Annotated in this window: 21 protein-coding genes and 1 riboswitch; of the genes, 5 read left to right on the plus strand and 16 right to left on the minus strand. The window is 60.9% G+C overall.

What is annotated here, in order from left to right; all coding sequences use genetic code 11:
• Positions 1–10: 10 nt before the first annotated feature.
• From CWE01_RS13145 to cobO, 6 genes are read right to left on the minus strand one after another with little or no spacing between them, the layout of a single operon-like run.
• The gene (locus CWE01_RS13145) at positions 11–1,465 is read right to left on the minus strand and encodes a cobyric acid synthase (protein WP_100940937.1); all 1,455 of its coding nucleotides are present in this window, start codon (positions 1,463–1,465) and stop codon (positions 11–13) included.
• The gene (gene cobD, locus CWE01_RS13150) at positions 1,462–2,454 is read right to left on the minus strand and encodes a threonine-phosphate decarboxylase CobD (RefSeq protein ID WP_100940938.1); all 993 of its coding nucleotides are present in this window, start codon (positions 2,452–2,454) and stop codon (positions 1,462–1,464) included. The genes CWE01_RS13145 and cobD overlap by 4 nt, the downstream gene beginning before the upstream one ends.
• Complete coding sequence (gene cbiB, locus CWE01_RS13155) at positions 2,447–3,355, minus strand: adenosylcobinamide-phosphate synthase CbiB (protein WP_100940939.1); 909 nt, start codon at positions 3,353–3,355, stop codon at positions 2,447–2,449. The genes cobD and cbiB overlap by 8 nt, the downstream gene beginning before the upstream one ends.
• Positions 3,352–4,002, minus strand: a complete 651-nt coding sequence (bluB, locus tag CWE01_RS13160) for a 5,6-dimethylbenzimidazole synthase (protein WP_100940940.1) — start codon at positions 4,000–4,002, stop codon at positions 3,352–3,354. Before bluB ends, cbiB begins: the two co-directional genes overlap by 4 nt.
• The gene (locus CWE01_RS13165) at positions 3,999–5,357 is read right to left on the minus strand and encodes a cobyrinate a,c-diamide synthase (RefSeq protein ID WP_100940941.1); all 1,359 of its coding nucleotides are present in this window, start codon (positions 5,355–5,357) and stop codon (positions 3,999–4,001) included. The genes bluB and CWE01_RS13165 overlap by 4 nt, the downstream gene beginning before the upstream one ends.
• Complete coding sequence (gene cobO, locus CWE01_RS13170) at positions 5,354–5,965, minus strand: cob(I)yrinic acid a,c-diamide adenosyltransferase (RefSeq protein ID WP_100940942.1); 612 nt, start codon at positions 5,963–5,965, stop codon at positions 5,354–5,356. The genes CWE01_RS13165 and cobO overlap by 4 nt, the downstream gene beginning before the upstream one ends.
• 82 nt (positions 5,966–6,047) lie before the next feature.
• Positions 6,048–6,269, minus strand: a riboswitch (cobalamin riboswitch).
• Between the two features lie 179 nt (positions 6,270–6,448).
• Here cobO and CWE01_RS13175 point away from each other — a divergent pair.
• On the plus strand, positions 6,449–7,027 hold the full coding sequence (locus CWE01_RS13175; RefSeq protein ID WP_100940943.1) for a hypothetical protein: 579 nt from the start codon (positions 6,449–6,451) through the stop codon (positions 7,025–7,027).
• Between the two features lie 8 nt (positions 7,028–7,035).
• On the opposite strand, the gene CWE01_RS13180 is transcribed toward CWE01_RS13175, so the two are convergent.
• The 6 genes from CWE01_RS13180 to CWE01_RS13205 all read right to left on the minus strand — a co-directional run bounded on the left by CWE01_RS13180 (position 7,036) and on the right by CWE01_RS13205 (position 12,355).
• Positions 7,036–7,698: a class I SAM-dependent methyltransferase gene (locus tag CWE01_RS13180; protein ID WP_100940944.1), complete on the minus strand. Its 663-nt coding sequence runs from the start codon at positions 7,696–7,698 to the stop codon at positions 7,036–7,038.
• Positions 7,699–7,722: 24 nt separating this feature from the next.
• Positions 7,723–8,259: a C40 family peptidase gene (locus tag CWE01_RS13185; RefSeq protein WP_100940945.1), complete on the minus strand. Its 537-nt coding sequence runs from the start codon at positions 8,257–8,259 to the stop codon at positions 7,723–7,725.
• Between the two features lie 233 nt (positions 8,260–8,492).
• Complete coding sequence (locus tag CWE01_RS13190) at positions 8,493–9,128, minus strand: C40 family peptidase (RefSeq protein ID WP_100940946.1); 636 nt, start codon at positions 9,126–9,128, stop codon at positions 8,493–8,495.
• 210 nt (positions 9,129–9,338) lie between these two features.
• A complete protein-coding gene (gene hda, locus CWE01_RS13195; RefSeq protein WP_100940947.1) occupies positions 9,339–10,043 on the minus strand; it encodes a DnaA regulatory inactivator Hda in 705 nt (234 codons plus the stop codon).
• Positions 10,044–10,167: 124 nt separating this feature from the next.
• Positions 10,168–11,241: an AI-2E family transporter gene (locus CWE01_RS13200; protein ID WP_100940948.1), complete on the minus strand. Its 1,074-nt coding sequence runs from the start codon at positions 11,239–11,241 to the stop codon at positions 10,168–10,170.
• Positions 11,242–11,290: 49 nt separating this feature from the next.
• Entirely contained in the window at positions 11,291–12,355 is a 1,065-nt protein-coding gene (locus CWE01_RS13205) for a DUF2066 domain-containing protein (RefSeq protein WP_100940949.1), read from the minus strand.
• Between the two features lie 378 nt (positions 12,356–12,733).
• On the opposite strand from CWE01_RS13205, the gene purM reads away from it, so the two are divergent.
• The 4 genes from purM (at position 12,734) to CWE01_RS13235 (ending at position 15,647) form a co-directional block, all read left to right on the plus strand.
• Positions 12,734–13,792, plus strand: a complete 1,059-nt coding sequence (gene purM / locus CWE01_RS13215; RefSeq protein ID WP_100940951.1) for a phosphoribosylformylglycinamidine cyclo-ligase — start codon at positions 12,734–12,736, stop codon at positions 13,790–13,792.
• 11 nt (positions 13,793–13,803) lie between these two features.
• Entirely contained in the window at positions 13,804–14,454 is a 651-nt protein-coding gene (purN, locus tag CWE01_RS13220) for a phosphoribosylglycinamide formyltransferase (protein WP_100940981.1), read from the plus strand.
• 8 nt (positions 14,455–14,462) lie between these two features.
• Positions 14,463–15,176 (plus strand): DUF3108 domain-containing protein, encoded by a 714-nt coding sequence (locus CWE01_RS13225; RefSeq protein ID WP_100940952.1) that lies wholly within the window; start codon positions 14,463–14,465, stop codon positions 15,174–15,176.
• 282 nt (positions 15,177–15,458) lie between these two features.
• Positions 15,459–15,647, plus strand: a complete 189-nt coding sequence (locus tag CWE01_RS13235) for a hypothetical protein (RefSeq protein WP_100940982.1) — start codon at positions 15,459–15,461, stop codon at positions 15,645–15,647.
• A 105-nt stretch (positions 15,648–15,752) separates the two neighbouring features.
• Here the strand turns inward: CWE01_RS13235 and CWE01_RS13240 are convergent, their stop codons facing one another.
• The 4 genes from CWE01_RS13240 to CWE01_RS33570 all read right to left on the minus strand — a co-directional run bounded on the left by CWE01_RS13240 (position 15,753) and on the right by CWE01_RS33570 (position 18,309).
• Entirely contained in the window at positions 15,753–16,187 is a 435-nt protein-coding gene (locus CWE01_RS13240; protein WP_100940954.1) for a hypothetical protein, read from the minus strand.
• A gap of 442 nt (positions 16,188–16,629) precedes the next feature.
• Positions 16,630–17,097: an RDD family protein gene (locus tag CWE01_RS13245; RefSeq protein ID WP_100940955.1), complete on the minus strand. Its 468-nt coding sequence runs from the start codon at positions 17,095–17,097 to the stop codon at positions 16,630–16,632.
• A gap of 268 nt (positions 17,098–17,365) precedes the next feature.
• Complete coding sequence (locus tag CWE01_RS13250) at positions 17,366–17,974, minus strand: hypothetical protein (protein WP_100940956.1); 609 nt, start codon at positions 17,972–17,974, stop codon at positions 17,366–17,368.
• Entirely contained in the window at positions 17,974–18,309 is a 336-nt protein-coding gene (locus tag CWE01_RS33570; protein WP_177410470.1) for a hypothetical protein, read from the minus strand. The genes CWE01_RS13250 and CWE01_RS33570 overlap by 1 nt, the downstream gene beginning before the upstream one ends.
• Positions 18,310–18,506 lie beyond the last annotated feature (197 nt).

Consider the following 18,506-nt stretch of genomic DNA (forward strand, 5'->3'; position numbering starts at 1 on the left):
TAGGACGCCCTTATTCAAGACCACAAAGCTGACGCAAGCGATCGGTATCCAGATGTTTTTCCACCAGGTCGGCCAGGCGTTCGATGTCGCGCTCGCGCAGGGCGTGATAGTCCACCTCCTGCACCTGTGCCAGACCGGCCCAACGCAGCAGTGCAGTGCACGCCCGGGGCGACTCGAACAAACCGTGCAGGTAAGTTCCGAGCACCTGGCCATCAGCGCTTTGGGCGCCGTCGCAACGACCATCGTCCAGGTGCACGGCCGGCTGCTCCAGCGCCGCACCGACGGTGACCCCGGCATGGATCTCATAACCGCTGACTTCTGCGTCTTCCAACGCCAGACGGCCACGCACATTGCGCAGTTGTTTTTCCTGCTCGAGTTCGGTGCTCAGGGACAGCAGGCCGAATCCGGCGCTGGAGCCCGGCGCCCCCTCCAACCCGAGCGGATCATGGACCTGCTCACCGAGCATCTGCAGACCGCCGCAGATCCCCAGCACCTTGCCGCCATAACGCAGGTGACGGTTGATCGCCATGTCCCAGCCTTGCTCGCGCAGATAAGCCAGATCGCTACGCACGCTCTTCGAGCCCGGCAGGATGATCAGGTCCGAGGCCGGGATGGCCTGGCCGGGACCGATAAATTGCAGGTCGACCTGCGGGTGCAGGCGCAACGGATCGAAATCGGTATGGTTGCTGATGCGGGGCAGCACCGGCACCACCACCTTCAGTACCTGGTCGGCCTTGTCGGTCTGGCGCTGGTCGAGGCCGTCCTCGGCCTCCAGGTGCAGGTCCAGCACATAGGGCAGCACACCGATCACCGGCTTGCCGGTACGCTGCTCCAGCCAATCCAGCCCGGGCTGCAACAGCGCGAGATCGCCGCGAAAACGGTTGATGATAAAGCCCTTGACCCGCGCCTGCTCGCTGGGCGACAGCAGTTCGAGGGTGCCCACCAGATGGGCGAACACCCCGCCGCGATTGATATCGGCAATCAGCAGCACCGGGCAGTCCACCGCCTCGGCGAAACCCATGTTGGCGATATCCCCGGCACGCAGATTGATCTCCGCCGGCGAGCCCGCGCCTTCGACCATCACCACCGGATAGGCGGCGCTCAGACGCTGGTGCGAGGCCAGCACCGCCTGCATGGCGATGGCTTTATAGTCGTGATAGGCCACGGCGTTCATGCTGGTCACGGCACGACCGTGGATAATCACCTGGGCACCGGTGTCGCTGTTGGGCTTGAGCAATACCGGGTTCATATCGGTATGAGGCTCAAGGCCAGCCGCCTGGGCCTGGACCGCCTGGGCCCGGCCGATCTCGCCACCGTCGGCGGTCACGGCGCTGTTGAGCGCCATGTTCTGCGGTTTGAACGGCACCACGCGTACGCCCTGGCGGGTCAGCCAGCGGCACAATGCGGTCACCAGGGTACTTTTGCCGGCATCGGAGGTGGTGCCTTGCACCATCAGGGTAGTCATGCCGGCTCCCCGGCAAAGGCCAGCAACGCCTGCTCCAGGCGCAGCCAATCCGCTTCATCCGCCGGCAGGCCGAAACGCAGGCTGCTGTTCTGGGTGAACAGGCGCAGCAGAATGCCCCGGCGTGCCATGAACTCATACAGAGCCTCGGCCCGCGCCGTCACCAACCACTGGAACAGCGCGCAACCGCCCTGGGGCGTCAGGCCGAAACGCGTCAACAACTCCACCAGACGCTGACTGGCCTGTTCGCTGCGCACACGCTGGCGTTCATGGCCGGCGGTATCGGCGAGGCAGACCTGCCCCAGCACCCGCGTCGGCCCGCTGACCGCCCAGGGCCCGACCTGTTCGGCGAGCAACCTGAGCAGTTGAGCCTCAGCCAGGACAAAGCCCAGGCGCACACCCGCCAGGCCGAAGAACTTGCCGAACGAGCGCAGGACAATCAACCCGACCTGATGACTGTGGGCGGCCAGGCTGCGCTGCGGCGTGTTGTCCATGAAGGCTTCGTCCACCACCAGCCAAGCGCCGCGCTGGGCCAGGCGCGCATGCCATTCCAGCAACCGCTCCGGGGCCAGGCTCAGGCCAGTGGGGTTGTTCGGGTTGACCACCACCAGCACATCGAGGCTGTCGAGAAAAAAGTCGACTTCGTGCTCGAGCACTTCGCGCACGATGTAGCCGTTACGCCGCCAGGCTTCGGCGTGCTCGGCGTAACAAGGCGACAGCACCCCGACCTTGCCGGCACGACGCAGACGCGGCAGCAACTGGATCGCCGCCTGGGAACCGGGCACCGGCAACACCAGGGGCGCGCCGTAGTAGGTGCAGGCGGCCTGTTCCAGGCCGTCATCGGTTTCCGGCAGACGCGCCCAGGCACGCTCGGGGATCGGCGGGATCGGCCAGGGCCAGGGCGCCAGGCCACTGGACAGGTCCAGCCAATCGGACTCGGCAATGCCGTAGTGCTCCACCGCCTTGCGCAAGCGCCCGCCGTGCTCAAGCATAGATCTCAGCTCCCAGACAGAGAATCAGCAACCACAACCACACACCCCGTTGCACCAACTGCCAGCCGCGGTCGATGGAATCGGCGGTCGCCGGCTCCCCTTCGCCCAACTGCGGACGCTGATGCAATTCACCGTGATAAATCGCCGCCCCGCCCAACTCGACCCCCAGCGCACCCGCGCCCGCCGCCATCACTGGCCCGGCGTTCGGGCTGTCCCAGGTCGGTCCCTGGCGGCGCCAACATTGCAGCGCCAGCCCGGTCTTGCCGAGCAAGGCGTAGGTCAGGGCCACCAAGCGTGCGGGAATATAGTTCAAGACATCGTCGATCCGCGCCGCCGCCCAGCCAAAACGCTCGAAGCGTTCGTTGCGATAGCCCCACATGGCGTCGAGGGTATTGCTCAGGCGATAGAGCACCACGCCAGGCGCACCGGCCACGACAAACCAGAACAGCGCGGCAAACACCGCATCGCTGCCGTTTTCCAGGACCGATTCGGTGGCCGCGCGGGCCACTTCGGTGTGATCGAGCTCCGTGGTCTGGCGGCTGACCAGATAGCCCACGCGCTGGCGTGCACGATCCAGGTCATCGCTGCGCAAGGCCTGGGCCACGGGGATCACGTGCTCACCGAGGCTGCGCAGGCCGAGGGCGCAATAGAGCGCAAGGATTTCGACGATCCAGCCGACATAGGGCGCCCACGACAAGGCCGTGGCCAGGAGGGTCAGCGGCAGCACCGCGAGCACCCAGGCGGTGACCCCGTGACTGCGCCAGCCACGCCCGCCGGAGTTGAAACGTTGTTCGATACGGTCCGCCAGACGGCCGAACGCCACCAGCGGATGCCAGCGTTTGGGTTCGCCCAGCAGCGCATCCAGCGCAACCCCGGCGACACTCAACAACGCCACACTCATTGACTCACTCCCCAATAATTCTCATACAACAATTCACTCAAGGGACGCGGCTGCGCCCAACCTTCCAATACCAGCATAGGGGCCGGATAAAACGCCTCGACCGGACCCAGGCACAACACCGCCAGCGGCTTGGCCCCCGCCGGCAGACCGAGCAACTGCGCCAGGGCCTGCGGCTCGAACAGCGAGACCCAGCCCATGCCCAGGCCTTCGGCGCGGGATGCCAGCCAGAGATTCTGGATGGCGCAGGACAAAGACGCCATGTCCATTTCCGGCAAGGTCCGCCGGCCGAAGATATGTCGCTCGCGATCGTCCATCAGCGCGGCGACCAGCACCTCGGCACAGTCGTTGATGCCCTCGACCTTCAACTTCATGAATTCATCGGAGCGCTCACCGAGGGCCTCGGCGGTGCGGATCCGTTCTTCTTCCACCAACTGCTGGATCTGGCCGCGCAATGCGCGGTCGGTAATGCGAATAAAGCGCCAGGGCTGCATCAGCCCGACGCTGGGCGCCTGATGCGCCGCTTCCAGCAGGCGCGAGAGCAATTCGGGCGCCACGCTGCCACCGGAAAAATGGCGCATATCGCGGCGCTCACCGATGACACGGTAGACCGCCGCGCGTTCTTCAGGGCTAAAAGCGTTATCGGTCATGGCCTCCGCGCGGGTAAGTCCGCGCGCTCCGAGAGTGCGCCGGCCTTGGCAAAGTGGGTATCCGGGGCCAACAGCGCGGCAATCGCCCGCGGGTTGGACGGAAAATAGAAATGCACATAAGAGGCGGTCATCCGCCCCTGGCGATACACCGCCTCGGCGCCGCGCCCGCCGTTGGGGCTCAGGCCCCGGGCAATCGGCTCAAGCACCGTGGTGGTCAACGAATGGTGATAGGTGTGACCGCGCAACAGCCCTTCGGGCAAGGTCACCGCCTGCAAGGCCAGGGCTGCCAGGCGCTTCTGCATCGTCGCCTCACCTGCCAGCAAGCCGAGCAACTCGGCGCGCTGGCCTTCGACATCGGTCAGCGCATCGAGCAGATAGAGCATCCCGCCACATTCGGCGAGCAAGGGTTTGCCGGCCTGATGGTGGGCGCGGATCGCCTCCAGCATCGGGGAGTTCTGCGCCAGGGCCAGGTGATGCAGCTCCGGATAACCACCGGGCAGGTAAAGGCTGTCCGCCTCGGGCAAGACCTGATCGTGGATCGGCGAGAAAAACCGCAACTCGGCGCCCATCGCCCGCAGCAGGTCCAGGTTGGCGCCATAGATGAAGGCAAAGGCCTCGTCATGGGCGACGGCGATGCGCACGCCAGCCAGCAGCGGCTCGGCGGCTACCGGCTCGGGCGCCTCAAAGGCCACCGGCGGCGGCAACGCCACCTCGCAACTGCCGGCCAGGGCCTCGGCGGCCGCGTCCAGGCGCTTGTCCAGGTCATTCAATTCACTGGCCTGCACCAGGCCGAGATGACGGCTCGGCAGCTCGATCCCGGTTTCCCGGGAGAGCGCGCCGTACCAGCGCAGGCCTTCGGTCAGGCTGCCTTCGAGCAATTGCGCGTGCCGCAGGGTGCCGACACGATTGGCCAGCACCCCGGCGAACGGCAGGTCCGGCTGATAACGCGCCAGCCCCAGGGCCAGGGCGCCGAAGGTCTGGGCCATGGCCGTACCGTCGATCACCCCGAGCACCGGCACGCCAAAGTGCCGGGCCAGATCGGCACTCGACGGCGTGCCGTCAAACAACCCCATGACCCCTTCGATCAGGATCAGGTCGGCCTCGCCGGCCGCTTCCCAGAGCAGCCGGCGACTTTCCTCGGCACCAACCATCCACAAATCCAGCTGATAGACCGGCGCACCGCTGGCGCGCTCATGGATCATCGGGTCGAGAAAGTCCGGGCCGCATTTGAACACCCGGACCTTGCGCCCCTGATTGCGGTGCAGGCGCGCGAGGGCCGCCGTCACCGTGGTCTTGCCCTGGCCGGAAGCCGGCGCGGCGATCAGCACCGCCGGGCAATGACGCGTTTGCCTCATAGTTCGATGCCCTTCTGGGCCTTGATCCCGGCCTGGAACGCATGCTTGAGCAGGCCCATTTCGGTCACGGTGTCGGCCAGTTCGATCATTTCCGGCTTGGCGCCGCGTCCGGTCACCAGCACGTGCTGCATCGGTGGTCGGGCTTGCAGGTCGGTCAGGACCTGGTCGAGGTCCAGATAACCGTGCTTGAGGGCGATATTCAGCTCATCGAGCACCACCAGGCCGATGCTCGGATCACGGAGCATTTCCCGGGAGACTGCCCAGGCGGCTTCGGCGGCGGCAATATCGCGCTGGCGATCCTGGGTCTCCCAGGTAAAGCCCTCGCCCATCACATGGAAGCGCACCTGTTCGGGGAAGCGCCGGAAGAACAGCTCTTCGCCGGTGCTGTTGCGCCCCTTGATAAATTGCACCACGCCGCACTGCATGCCATGGCCCATGGCGCGGGCGAGCATGCCGAAGGCCGAGCTGCTCTTGCCCTTGCCGTTGCCGGTCAGTACCAGCAACAGGCCGCATTCGTTGGGAGCGCTGGCGATACGCTCGTCGATGACCGCCTTTTTGCGCAGCATGCGCGCCAGGTGGCGTTCGTCGCGATCGGGGGATTCGTTCATGGCAGCTCTCCGTTGGGGCTGGATAAGGCAAACGGGGGGCAGGAAAAAACGCGGCCGGGGCCGTCCAGCATCGCCCGCCGTGACGCTGTGGGATGGATCAGGCCGGTCTCCGGGCTCATGAGCGCGTATTCGCGGGACCGCGCGCCTTCCCATGTCGGCTGGACACAGTGGCTCAAGGCGCGGTCTTGACTCATTTACCGTTGCGGGGGCAGCGCCGGAATCACACCTGTCGAAGGGCTCACCGGCTTCCCTGTTTCACCCTGTCGGCGGTTCGCCACAGAGCACCTGAAACAATCGGCGAAGGTTAGAGGGTTGGGGGTGGAGCGTCAAATAAAGCCGCCACGACAAAACTCACAAGGCAACTGTCATTACCAAGGGCCAGCCCGACCCAGATCAAAAAACCGGCGCCAGAATTTGTGCTACGTTGACTAAAGTGATATCAAATAGCCACAACCCGACCAACAATAAATAAAGGGTAGTCCCATGCAAGGCCTGATCATCAGCAATCCGAAACTGGAATTCCTGCGTCCCGCCCTGGAACGCTGGCCCGAATGCATCGATCGCTACAACCAGCTCCTCGGTGACGGGCAGGCGCCCTACTGGTTCAACGAGCGGGCCAACCTGGGGCTGCTGTCGGTCGCTGCCTGGGCCGCGGAAATGGTCACCCTGGAGCACTTCCCGACCAAGAAGCAGATCGAAGACGGTGACCGCAGCGGACGCTGCGACCTGCAGATCTCGACCGCGCAGGAGTCGGTCTATATCCAGGCCACGCAGCGCTGGCCCAAGGTCAGCAACCTGAACCCGATGCCGGCCCTGCTGGATGTGGCGAGCGATGCCAAAAAGATCAGCCATCCGCACCACCTGAAACTCGGCTGCCTGTTCGTCTCGCCGTTCAAGCCGCAGCAGAGCGCCAGCCCGGAAGACTTGCAGGACATGGTCGATGACCTGCAAAAAGCCAACAGCTGCGCCGTCGCCTGGTACTTTCCCTACGCTTATCGCAAATTGCACAACGAAGCCGGCCAGTACCATCCCGGCATCGCCCTGCTGTTCAAGGAGGCCTGAGCGAACGCCTAGACCTTGCGGCACAGTGTCAGGCCATCGCCCAACGGCAACAGCGACAGATCCACCCGCGCGTCATCCTTCAAGGCCCGGTTCAGCGCCTGGATGGCCCGGGTGTCGGCGCTTTGCCCATTCACTTCCAGCACCCGCCCACTCCACAGCGTGTTATCGAAAATCGCCAGGCCACCCGTGCGTAACAAGCGCAAGGCACTCTCCAGGTACGCCGGGTAATTGGCCTTGTCGGCATCGATGAAGATCAGGTCGAACTGCCCGCCCTGCCCTTGCTGCTCCAGCTGCGCCAGGGTCTCCAGCGCCGGCGCCAGGCGCAACTCGATGCGTTCGGCCAGGCCCGCCTCCCGCCAGTAGCGCAGTGCGGTGGCGTTGTAGTCCCCGGGAATATCGCAGCACAGCAGGCTACCGCCCTCCGGCAAGGCCGAGGCCATGCACAAGGCGCTGTAACCGGTGAAGGTGCCGACTTCGAGCAATCGCCGGGCGCCGGTCAGCTTGACCAGCAGCGCGAGGAACTGCCCCTGCTCAGGCGCCACCTGCCAACGCGCCATGGGCAGCGCCTGGGTTTCCTCACGCAGCCGCTTGAGCAACAGCGTTTCGCGCAGGGAAACGTCCAGCAGATAGCCGTAGAGGGCATCGTCCAGCTTGAGGGTGCGAGCGGTCATGACAACCTCGCGGCAACGCGGTGATTAAGGGTTGCTTGCCAGGTGTCCGGCCGGCAACACACGTTTGGCGTTGAGGTAGGCGTGCTGCCAATAGGCCTTGGACAGGCTGTCCAGTTTCACCGTGCCGCCAGTGGCCGGGGCATGGACGAAACGGCCTTCGCCGACATAGATGCCGGCATGGCTGACCTGGGAGCCGCCATGGGTGGCGAAGAAGATCAGGTCGCCGGTCTGCAAGGCGTTCTGCGGCACGTTCGGCGCCCGCATCACGATCATCTCGCGGGTCGAACGCGGCAGGTTGATGCCCGCCATGTCGCGATACACGTAGGCAATCAGGCCACTGCAATCAAAACCCGAGTCCGGTGTATTCCCGCCCCAACGATACGGCGTGCCAACCAGGCCCAGGGCGCGGAACAGCACGTCTTCAGCTTCTGGCGAGGAGGGTTGCGGGGAAGCGAACACCACAGGGCGAGCCACCGGTGCTGGCGGCGGCGGCGCATGGCCGGCACAGGCACCGAGCAACGCGGTGAAGGCAATCAAGGCAATACGGGCCGTGGTCGACATGTGCAGAAATCCTGACTGAATGCGGCTTTCTCTGCCGTGGCGTAGAGAAATCAAAACCGCGCAAGCAGGGCTCGCGCGGTCAGATACTCAACAATATGTCAGGATTCTAGCGGCTATACGCCAAACTTCAAGTATCACTTTAACTTCGGACGTTTTTTGTACAGTTTGCCTGGCATCGGAACCTGGCATTTAGCCATCAGCGATGGCCGATGGCACTGAAAACGTCCGAATGATTACCTGTTGCTGGCGGTGACCGTGGTAGGAGCCATCGCCAGGGCGCGCTTGGCTTCGATGAAGGTCTTGCTCCAGTAGCTGTCGCCCAGGCTGTCGATCCGCACACCACCGCTACGGCGGCTGCTGGAGTGGATGAACTGGTCATCACCCAGGTAGATCCCGGCGTGGCTGACACGACCGCGACGACCATTGGTGGCGAAGAACAGCAGATCACCCGGCTTGAGCTTGTTGCGCGCAACCAGCGGCGCCTTCACGTTGATCATCTCACGGGTGGAGCGCGGCAGGTCAAGCCCGGCTTCCTCGCGGAACAGATAACCAATGAAGCCGCTGCAGTCAAAGCCGGAGCTCTCGTTGGTGCCGCCAAAACGGTAACGGGTACCGATCAGGGACATACCACGCTCGAGAATGCTGTCAGCAAGAACGGGCAACCGGTAAGGCTTGCCGTCGGCGAACTCGGAGAGTTCTTTTTCCGTAGCCAGTTCGTCGTCCAGTACGGCCGAGGATTTGACGCCAGAAACCGAGGCGGTTTTAACCGAATTATCGACCTGTTGTTGCGAAACCGGCGTATGCGCCGCGCAACCGAACAACAGGGTAACTAGTGCGAGAGGCACGAGGGGTGCGAAGCGATTTAGCATGGGCACGACCGTGGCTGATTTGTTAGAAGGCGTGACTATGCCCGCTATCACCCTCATTTGCAAATTTTATGGGACAAGATGTGACTCGGTCGTTTCTTGAAAACATCTAAGGACTTAATACCCAAACGGTTCCCGCGCGCCTGAAAAAAGCTTCTGGCGTGGGTTTCGTGACGTCTGGATTTTGGCGAAAAAGCGCTGAAAGCCCCGGTTTTACCAGCCCAGGGTCTCTTTGAGAAAGGGGATGGTGAGCTTGCGCTGGGCCTGCAACGAGGCCTGATCGAGCCGTTCGAGCAATTCGAACAGGGCGCTCATGCTGCGAGTACCACGGGTCAGGATGAAATGCCCTACTTCGTCGGTCAAATGCAGGCCGCGTCTTGAAGCACGCAGTTGCAAAGCCCGCAGCTTATCTTCATCCGAAAGGGGGCGCATCTGGAAAATCAACGCCAGGGTCAGGCGCGATTTCAGGTCGGCCAGCTTGACCGGCAGTTCACGGGGCGAAGTCGAGGCGGCGATCAGCAGGCGTCGCCCGCTGTCACGCAGACGGTTGAACAGGTGAAACAGCGCCTCTTCCCAATCCGCGCGCCCGGCGACCACTTGCAGGTCGTCCAGGCACACCAGCTCGTACTGCTCGAGGTTGTCGAGCAACTCGACCCCACGGTCCATCAACTCCGCCAACGGCAGGTACACCGCCGGCTCCCCCATCTGCTCGAAGCGCAGGCACGCTGCCTGCAACAGGTGGGTACGCCCCACGCCGTCCTTGCCCCAGAGGTAGATCAGGCTTTCGGTCCACCCGGCGTCGGCTTCGCATAGCCGCTCGACATAGCCGAGTGCAGCGGCATTGGCGCCTGGATAGTAGTTGATGAAGGTGGCGTCATCACGCAGACGCACACCTAGGGGCAGCTGAATCGGTTTCATGCTGACTGAACGGTTACCGGGAACCGTTAGTGGCCTCTGTGTAAAGTTTACAAAGTTTATACCCGTGAGGCTGGGTGCACAATGCAACAGACCACAAGCAAAATCAAAGGTTTGCGTGCGCTCTTCAGAGATCGGGGTCTACCCGGCCGCCATACATGTCCGAACTTTTGTACAGATCGTGCATATGCCGCACCAGCACCATGATCACCGCAGCCACCGGCAGGGCCAGTAATACCCCCGTGAAACCGAACAGTTCTCCCCCAGCCAGGATCGCGAAGATCACTGCCACCGGGTGCAGGCCGATGCGGTCGCCGACCAGCAGCGGCGTCAACACCATCCCTTCCAGGGCCTGGCCGATCATGAATACCGCGAGGATGCCGATCATCGGGTACAGGTCGCCGCCAAACTGGAACAGGCCGGCGATCATCGCCGCGCCAATGCCGATCACGAAGCCCATATAAGGAACGATGGCCGCCAGCCCGGCCAGCAGGCCGATCAACAGGCCCAGTTCCAGGCCGACCAGCATCAGGCCACCGGCATAGATCACCCCCAACGCCAGCATCACCAGCAACTGGCCGCGCATGAACGCCCCCAGCACGTCATGACACTCGCCCGCCAGGGAGACGATGCGCGCCTCGCGGTCACGGGGCAGCAGGCTGCGGATCTTGGCCGTCATCAGGTCCCAGTCCCGCAGCAGGTAGAAACTCACCACGGGTACCAGCAACAGGTTCGCCACGAAGCCGATCAGCGCCAGGCTCGAGGCCGTTGCCTGGGACAGCACCACGCCGACGATGTCGCCGGTCTGGCCCATGTGCTCGCTGATGGCCGCCTTGACCTTGTCGAACTTCCAGAAACCGTCAGCCAGGCCAAACTTGTGCTGGGCCCAGGGCATGGCGGTGTGCTGCAGCCAGTCAAGCATCTGCGGCGCCAGCTCATAGAGGCGGAAAAACTGCTTGGCCAGCATCGGCACCAGCACCAGCACCAAGGTCATCAACACCAGGATAAACAGCGCGAACACCGAGACCACGCCCCAGGTCCGGGACATCCCGAGCTTTTCCAGGCGATCGACCACCGGATCGAACATATAGGCCAGCAACAGGCTCACCAGGAACGGCGAGAGTATCGGATGCAACAGGTACACGAACACGCACAGCAGGATCGCCGCGCCCAACCAGAACCATCGACGTGTGTCGGTCATGGACGACCTCTGCCTTATATATAGAAAGAAATTCAATAGAACCGAAAACCTACCAACGGAAACGCAACTGCGCCGTCGCGGGTGCCGGTGCAACAGGTGCCGCGGCCGGCGCCCCAGGGGCGACTGGCGCAGCGCTGGCCGGCACCGCCGGCAAGCCTTCGCCCGCCGGGATCTCCTGCAACTTCGCCAACCCCAGTTGCGCCCGCAGCTGCTCGGCGCTGCCGTTGACCTGATAGATGATCCGGTCGCCGTCCACGCTTTGTGGCCGACCGCCAAAGGGTTCGAGCAAATGCTCCAGGGCCGCATAACGCTCCAGGGTCATGCCCTGCACTTCCAGCCGTTGTTCGGTCGCCACCCCGGGCTTGGCCGCAAAACGCGGCGCCAGGCGTTCGCTCACCGCCAACAGCACCGCATCCGCCAACGCGGCGCTGTCGGCGCCCTGGGCCGTGCCCTGCTCTTTCTGGTCGCCCAGCCACAAGCGCCATTTCGCCTGCCACTGCCCGCCCTCTTCATGGGCATGCACCGCCAGCAGTGCATCGGCGCCGTAGCGCTCGGACACGTCGTGCAACGGCGAGGCATCGCTGCCTTCAAGATTCTTCGCCGTGGCGACGATCTGTTCGTTCAGGTCGGCCAACGGCAGGCGCAGTGGCAGGCCACGGTGTTGCGCCGCTCGACGCAGTGGCTCGGCGGCCGATTGGCCGTCACCGACCAGGTTGGAGCCCTCGGTCGAATCGTTCAGCCACCAACCGAGAATCGCCGGCCGGTTACTGCCCCACAGCGCCAGCCCGGCACCACGCAGAGCACGGTCGGTACTCACCGGGTCGAAATCCACTTGCAGGCTTTCCGGCGGCCCGGCGTCGTAGCCGTACTGGCTGATGATCTGCTGCGGGTCCTTGCGTACCTCGGCCAGGCCAGGGCTCTGCAGCGCCTTGGGATCGCCGGTCAGGCGCAACACCAGGGTATCCAGGGCACGCTGGGTGGCCTGGTTGCGTTCATCCGGGGTCTGGCTGCTGACCGGTTCGCGGACTTGGTACAAGCCATTCAGGGTTTGCGCGTGGATAGCCAGGCTCAACAGGGAAAGACAGCCGGCACTCAATAATTTGAACAGACGCATGAAAAATTCCCGACGGGCAGAAAGCGGCAGGTAAAGACCGCATGAATACAAGGCGACAGGTTTAGGACCACGGCGCAGTGCCATTATTCACACAATCGCTGAAAAGTTTTTTCCCGTCATGAAGATCGCGGGTCAAGGGCTATACCTTATACAGCCGCGTCAATTGCGGCCAGCACGAGCGTACAGGGATTTTTTTAACACGATATGACCCTGCCGTCGGCCCGAGGATGGCCGCTGCTGCCCAAGCCTGATAAAATCGCGCGCCTTCGCAGACCGGCGAGCGTCAGGCCCCTAGGAAACTCGAACCCGTTCGTTTTCCCCATGAAGCCCAACCGCTTCCGGTCGATACCCCCTGAATCCCCCCTAAAGGCCTGGATCATGAGCAAGCAACCCTCCCTGAGCTACAAGGACGCCGGTGTAGACATCGACGCCGGTGAAGCATTGGTCGAACGCATCAAGAGCGTGGCCAAGCGCACTGCGCGCCCGGAAGTCATGGGCGGCCTGGGCGGTTTCGGCGCCCTCTGCGAGATCCCGGCCGGTTACAAGCAGCCGGTCCTGGTCTCCGGCACCGACGGCGTCGGTACCAAGCTGCGCCTGGCACTGAACCTGAACAAGCATGACAGCATCGGCATCGACCTGGTGGCCATGTGCGTGAACGACCTGGTGGTCTGCGGTGCCGAACCGCTGTTCTTCCTCGACTACTACGCCACCGGCAAGCTCAATGTCGACACCGCCGCCCAGGTGGTTACCGGCATCGGCGCCGGCTGTGAACTGGCCGGCTGCTCCCTGGTAGGCGGCGAAACCGCTGAAATGCCGGGCATGTACGAAGGCGAAGACTACGACCTGGCCGGTTTCTGCGTCGGTGTGGTGGAAAAGGCCGAGATCATCGACGGCTCGAAAGTCGCCGCGGGCGATGCCCTGATCGCCCTGCCGTCTTCCGGCCCGCACTCCAACGGCTACTCGCTGATCCGCAAGATCATCGAAGTGTCGGGTGCCGACATCGAAACCATCCAGCTCGACGGCAAACCGCTGACCGACCTGCTGATGGCCCCGACCCGCATCTACGTCAAGCCCCTGCTCAAGCTGATCAAGGACACCGGCGCGGTCAAGGCCATGGCCCACATCACCGGCGGCGGCCTGCTCGACAACATCCCGCGCGTCCTGCCAAAAGGCGCCCAGGCCGTGGTCGACGTGGCCAGCTGGCAGCGTCCGGCAGTGTTCGACTGGTTGCAGGAAAAAGGCAACGTCAATGAAACCGAAATGCACCGCGTGCTGAACTGCGGCGTCGGCATGGTCATCTGCGTCGCCCAGGAACACGTCGAAGCGGCGCTGAACGTACTGCGCGAAGCCGGCGAACAGCCATGGGTCATCGGCCAGATCGCCACTGCCGCCGAAGGCGCTGCCCAGGTCGAGCTGAAGAACCTCAAGGCGCACTGATGTCCGCGCCGATGACCTCGACCTGTAACGTCGTGGTGTTGCTGTCCGGTACCGGCAGCAACTTGCAGGCCCTGATCGACAACGTGCGGACCGGTGAAAATCCGGCCCGCATCGCCGCGGTGATCTCCAACCGCGCCGACGCCTACGGCCTGCAACGCGCCCGGGACGCGGGGATCGAAACCCGCGCCCTGGACCACAAGGCCTTCGAGGGCCGCGAAGCCTTCGATGCCGCCCTGATCGAACTGATCGACGCCTTCAATCCGCAACTGGTGGTCCTGGCCGGCTTCATGCGCATTCTCAGCGCTGACTTCGTCCGCCACTATCAGGGGCGCCTGCTGAATATCCACCCCTCTCTCCTGCCCAGGTACAAAGGCCTGCACACCCATCAACGGGCGCTGGAAGCGGGTGATCGGGAACATGGCTGCAGCGTGCACTTCGTCACCGAGGAACTCGATGGCGGGCCTCTGGTCGTACAGGCTGTGGTTACGGTAGAGTCTGACGATACCGCGTCCAGTCTGGCGCAACGGGTCCACACCCAGGAACACAGGATTTATCCGCTGGCGGTACGCTGGTTTGCCGAGGGGCGTTTGGTCCTGGGCGAACAGGGTGCATTGTTGGACGGTCAATTACTCGCGGCCAGCGGCCAAATGATTCGAACCTAGGAGATTTTATGCGTCGTGCCCTGCTCCTCGCTCTTACCCTGCTCGCCTTGCCGGCAGTGCAAGCAGCAGATCTTCAACCTTTCTCCGCCAGCTATACCGCCGACTGGAAACAACTGCCCATGAGCGGTTCGGCCGAGCGCAGCCTGTCGAAAAACGATAACGGCACCTGGACCTTGAGTTTCAAGGCTTCCATGATGATCGCCAGTCTGACCGAGGAAAGCACCCTGCGCCTCGACAAGGACACCCTGCTGCCACAGAGCTACACCTTCGAACGGGGCGGCCTGGGCAAGGCGAAGAAGATCAACCTGGACTTCGACTGGTCGTCGAAGATGGTGACCGGCAGCGATCGCGGTGATCCGGTCAAGGTGCCTCTGAACAGCGGCATGCTCGACAAGTCCACCTATCAACTGGCCCTGCAACGCGACGTCGCGGCCGGCAAGAAAAGCATGAGCTACCAGGTGGTCGAAGGTACTGACACCGACACCTACGACTTCCGGGTCCTGGGCGCGGAAAAAGTCAGCACCAAGGCCGGTTCGGTCGATGCGATCAAGGTCGAGCGCGTGCGCGACCCGACACAGAACAAGCGCACCACCGTGATGTGGTTCGCCAAGGACTGGGACTACCTGCTGGTCCGCCTGCAACAGGTGGAAACCGACGGCAAGGAGTACAACATCATGCTCCAGGAAGGCACCGTGGCCGGCAAAGAGGTCAAGGGCAGCTGATTCTGGCCGCATAAGGAGCCCCGCGAATGCGGGGCTTTTTTATGCCTGCGGCAAAGCGCGCAAGCGTCTGGGACGCTGTTTTGCAGCGCAACCAAGATGAAACTTTTGTCAGAAAACTTTCGTTCGAAAGGCGCAAGCCCAAGCATTCCGGGCCTTTGGCCATTATTGCATTCCTGGCAAGAGTAAATTCCGTCTGTTACCGATTTACGTAGGAGGCTAATGAATCATATAACAGAGGCCTGCGACGCGTTGCCGCAGTTCAACAGAGACTGGAGCTTGCAGATGACCGTAAAAGTAACCGAACGCGATGATGCACACATGTCCCATGAAGGCGTTGCCCACGGCATTCGAATCTGGGATGTACACCAGCAGGACCTCCTGGTAGGCATGTTTCACAACGAGACCGACGCTCATAATTATAAGAACGAGCTGGAAACCCTCGAGAAGAAACGCGAGATGCAGGCGTCCTGAACGCCTGGTAATGACAGACTTGTAAAACGACAAACCCCGCTGCCTGGCGGGGTTTGTCGTTTCTGGCCGCCAGGTGTTTGATCTCTCTTGGCGGAACGGCCTCAATCAATCGGATCGTGGTCCAGGGGATAGCTGATTAGACAAGGACGTCCCCTCTAGCAGCGCATCCACCACCGTCCGCGCCACTTCCACCGAATGCAGCATGCCCCAGAATAATGCCCGTTCCATGGGGTTGGTATGCAGGCTGATTTCGTCGCCATTGAGTTCCGCCGTTTCGAGCAGATTGGAAACGTAGGTCAGTGCGTCCTGGGCATTGATGCCCGGTTGGATGGCAAACAGCGTGGGTTTGTACGGGGCTTCAGGGATGACGGGTTTGGAGCAGGTGAACGCGAGGGTATCGAGCAGACGGGCCGCGCCTGTGGGGGACGGCTCGGGTTTGATGGATGGGGTATCAGAGAGCTTACGCAGGTACATTGCCCTGTCGGCGGTGCTGAGGGCTTTGCGGACTGGGGGCGGATCGGGAGTGATTTTCTTAGCCATGGAGATACTCCTATTCAGTAAAGGAGTCCGCCACATTTCGTTACCAAGCGAAGGGGTGGCGAACTGTACGCAGGTTGGTAAACCGGTGAATAGGAACCGGCAGGCCGAAGCCTCCTGCGCACAACCCGCCATAACGCGAACATAAACAAAAAAGCCGCTCTCGCGGCGCTGTGCGCCTACTCAAATCCGGGTTACCAAGCCCGATCGCTGGATTTGCAGCGACACTTGAACAGTAACCCCGGCGTTTGGCGCAGGCAATATTCTCCCATGCCTGTAATGCGTGGGAAATATGAGTTTTTCAAGCAGGCTATTTCGCGTATTGATTGAGCGCTGATGAGCTGCGCTTGGGGGTAAAAAAAGCTGTCTATGCGAAGCCCAATGGTGCGCCGGTTCCCTGGTTTCCGGCCGACGCATGTGGTTGCCATCTTTTACCCATCCATTCTCAGCCGGCCTTTTTAGCGAGAGATTGCTTTCTAGCGTTGATCACCATGGTCATGGCTAGCATGTCGCCAAGGCGCCGTCGGAAGCCAAAAAGCACGAAAAACGCATCCAACACACTGAACAGCGCTTTCGGAACATTACGCAAGAACGACTGGAGTACCGTGCACCGGGTGTTTACCGGAAATCCAACGACCGAAATGTTCATCAGTCGCTTACCCACCGTCTGCCCATTCGGCAACGCGTCACCCAACAAGAAACAACCAAGGACAGTAATCAGCAGGATATTATCTACCACTGCGCAAAGTCCTCTTATGAAAGAGTTATCCGGGAACGGGAGAAAACTCACCGTAACCTCCATAGCCATAAATAGAAAAACAATAAACAGATCAACAATATAAGCAAGCATTTTCTTCCCGAGACTGGCAAGATCATAAGAGAACGTTGAGTGGTCAGTGCCGACAACACCCATCATAGGTTTCCTTGATTAACATTTATGGCTCAGCGCCCAGTTGCAATTTTCCGTTTTGAACCCAGTGCTTAGCAGTTAAGAAAACACCATTCGGCACCATTTGCGACAGACTTATTCATGGATCTATTTCCTGATCACCTATCACTGACTCTTGGTGACGCCTAACATAATAAAATAAATCCGTCCCTTTCCCCCAGTAAAAACTGCTGGAGCAATGACTTGCAACATTTAGTTGAGAGAGGCCAAGGCCAATCTTTCTCTATTTTCATCACTTCGCAGAATACATCTCTACAAAAAGCTCATCCACCCGCTCACTTTCAAACAACCTATCCTCTTCAAAATCAACCTTATCTGAAAAAACAATAAATCTTCTCAGCGCTAATGGAAAATCTTCAACCCCAGCATATACGGTAGGAACTAAATATCTAAAATAATCTCCATTTTTGCTCGAACCTTCGTAACCAACTGGATAGTCCTGCCCTTCCTCAGCTCCTTCTACTGCATGATAAACAAAATATCCGCGAACAGAAGGCAAGCTATATTCGATCACTTTCAAATCCGAAACACTGCCCTCCAACACAAGCTGTTCAACCTCATGCCTCGAGACAGCATCTCGATACACAATTGCCGAGTAGCAGTCCAGCTTTGTTTTTCCCATTTTATTTTCGGGCACACTAAGAAACTCGTCGGACTCCCCCCACATATACTCACTTAACTGATCGAGCCCCTTCTCTATATCGATGGTTCTCAGCAAAGCCTTCGGAAGAACACCAAAGCAATTATTGACCATTACAGCTATACGACCGTGCCGATCCATTGCAAACCATGTCACAATCTCCCCAAAACCGGGAAGCCAGCTTTCATTCAACTCGACCATTACTTAACTCCTGGCCATACGACAGCACAATTAGGACAAGTCTCGATAATTGATTTCGAGACAACCCCACTTTCGAGAACAGTTTTTGGCCTCAATGCATTTGTAAATTTAATATCCTCTGGAGCGAACCCTTTCCTCACCAACTGATCAGCAGCAGAGACCTCCGCACAAGCCCCCACCCTATTAGCACAAATACTCGTAAATTCGCCAATTTTAACACCAAGTTTGCTTTCTATAAAGCCCACTGTTCGTGGATCTAGTGTTTCAGCAGAAATTTTCCCATTACTAGCTCCAATTGCGATTGAACCCGTTTCTGGATCATAAGCACCAATCATAGTAGCTATCTTAGACGCCTGGGTTTTTGACGATATCGAACTAATAGCAGCCAATAGCTATTTTTCGGCTTGTGCAGCGACTTTATCAGTAATAGATGGTAGAGCGCCCGGTACAGCTAAGGTCGCGACCCCCAACACGCCAGATAGCAGATTCCCGGCAGGAACTAAAGGGAACTAAAGGGGACAGATTTGAATGG

Source organism: Pseudomonas sp. QS1027, from assembly GCF_002814235.1.
Classification (GTDB): domain Bacteria; phylum Pseudomonadota; class Gammaproteobacteria; order Pseudomonadales; family Pseudomonadaceae; genus Aquipseudomonas.

Excerpts from the sequence above, each read along its gene's own strand:
- CWE01_RS13145 (WP_100940937.1), bottom strand. The coding sequence starts at position 1,465 with ATGACTACCCTGATGGTGCAAGGCACCACCTCCGATGCCGGCAAAAGT.
- cobD (WP_100940938.1), bottom strand. The coding sequence starts at position 2,454 with ATGCTTGAGCACGGCGGGCGCTTGCGCAAGGCGGTGGAGCACTACGGC.
- cbiB (WP_100940939.1), bottom strand. The coding sequence starts at position 3,355 with ATGAGTGTGGCGTTGTTGAGTGTCGCCGGGGTTGCGCTGGATGCGCTG.
- bluB (WP_100940940.1), bottom strand. The coding sequence starts at position 4,002 with ATGACCGATAACGCTTTTAGCCCTGAAGAACGCGCGGCGGTCTACCGT.
- CWE01_RS13165 (WP_100940941.1), bottom strand. The coding sequence starts at position 5,357 with ATGAGGCAAACGCGTCATTGCCCGGCGGTGCTGATCGCCGCGCCGGCT.
- cobO (WP_100940942.1), bottom strand. The coding sequence starts at position 5,965 with ATGAACGAATCCCCCGATCGCGACGAACGCCACCTGGCGCGCATGCTG.
- CWE01_RS13175 (WP_100940943.1), top strand. The coding sequence starts at position 6,449 with ATGCAAGGCCTGATCATCAGCAATCCGAAACTGGAATTCCTGCGTCCC.
- CWE01_RS13180 (WP_100940944.1), bottom strand. The coding sequence starts at position 7,698 with ATGACCGCTCGCACCCTCAAGCTGGACGATGCCCTCTACGGCTATCTG.
- CWE01_RS13185 (WP_100940945.1), bottom strand. The coding sequence starts at position 8,259 with ATGTCGACCACGGCCCGTATTGCCTTGATTGCCTTCACCGCGTTGCTC.
- CWE01_RS13190 (WP_100940946.1), bottom strand. The coding sequence starts at position 9,128 with ATGCTAAATCGCTTCGCACCCCTCGTGCCTCTCGCACTAGTTACCCTG.
- hda (WP_100940947.1), bottom strand. The coding sequence starts at position 10,043 with ATGAAACCGATTCAGCTGCCCCTAGGTGTGCGTCTGCGTGATGACGCC.
- CWE01_RS13200 (WP_100940948.1), bottom strand. The coding sequence starts at position 11,241 with ATGACCGACACACGTCGATGGTTCTGGTTGGGCGCGGCGATCCTGCTG.
- CWE01_RS13205 (WP_100940949.1), bottom strand. The coding sequence starts at position 12,355 with ATGCGTCTGTTCAAATTATTGAGTGCCGGCTGTCTTTCCCTGTTGAGC.
- purM (WP_100940951.1), top strand. The coding sequence starts at position 12,734 with ATGAGCAAGCAACCCTCCCTGAGCTACAAGGACGCCGGTGTAGACATC.
- purN (WP_100940981.1), top strand. The coding sequence starts at position 13,804 with ATGACCTCGACCTGTAACGTCGTGGTGTTGCTGTCCGGTACCGGCAGC.
- CWE01_RS13225 (WP_100940952.1), top strand. The coding sequence starts at position 14,463 with ATGCGTCGTGCCCTGCTCCTCGCTCTTACCCTGCTCGCCTTGCCGGCA.
- CWE01_RS13235 (WP_100940982.1), top strand. The coding sequence starts at position 15,459 with ATGACCGTAAAAGTAACCGAACGCGATGATGCACACATGTCCCATGAA.
- CWE01_RS13240 (WP_100940954.1), bottom strand. The coding sequence starts at position 16,187 with ATGGCTAAGAAAATCACTCCCGATCCGCCCCCAGTCCGCAAAGCCCTC.
- CWE01_RS13245 (WP_100940955.1), bottom strand. The coding sequence starts at position 17,097 with ATGGGTGTTGTCGGCACTGACCACTCAACGTTCTCTTATGATCTTGCC.
- CWE01_RS13250 (WP_100940956.1), bottom strand. The coding sequence starts at position 17,974 with ATGGTCGAGTTGAATGAAAGCTGGCTTCCCGGTTTTGGGGAGATTGTG.
- CWE01_RS33570 (WP_177410470.1), bottom strand. The coding sequence starts at position 18,309 with ATGATTGGTGCTTATGATCCAGAAACGGGTTCAATCGCAATTGGAGCT.